This window comes from Corynebacterium sp. UMB9976 (genome assembly GCF_030212265.1).
In the GTDB taxonomy this organism is placed as follows: domain Bacteria; phylum Actinomycetota; class Actinomycetes; order Mycobacteriales; family Mycobacteriaceae; genus Corynebacterium.
The window spans coordinates 1-318 of sequence record NZ_JASODY010000073.1 but is presented as its reverse complement, the minus strand read 5'-3'; the positions used below and the strand labels follow the sequence as shown (position 1 = coordinate 318).

Here is a 318-nt window from a genome sequence, read left to right as displayed (position 1 = left end):
GCATCGGCCAGAACCTTCGACGGAATACCGTCGAGCTTGGTGTCCAGCTGCAGTGCGGTAATGAAGTCCGCAGTACCAGCGACCTTGAAGTCCATGTCACCGAATGCGTCTTCGGCACCGAGAATATCGGTCAGTGCGACGAAGCGGTTCTCACCGTCAACCTCGCCGGAAACAAGGCCCATGGCGATACCGGCAACCGGGGCCTTGAGCGGCACACCCGCGTTGAGCAGGGACATCGTGGAGGCACACACCGAACCCATGGAATACGAGCCGTTCGAGCCCATCGTCTCGGAGACCTGGCGGATCGCGTAGGGGAAT

The 318-nt window shown here is 60.7% G+C and carries 1 pseudogene; it reads right to left on the bottom strand.

The window, feature by feature from the left end:
• Positions 1 to 318, bottom strand: a pseudogene (locus tag QP140_RS09855) (polyribonucleotide nucleotidyltransferase); the annotation flags it as partial.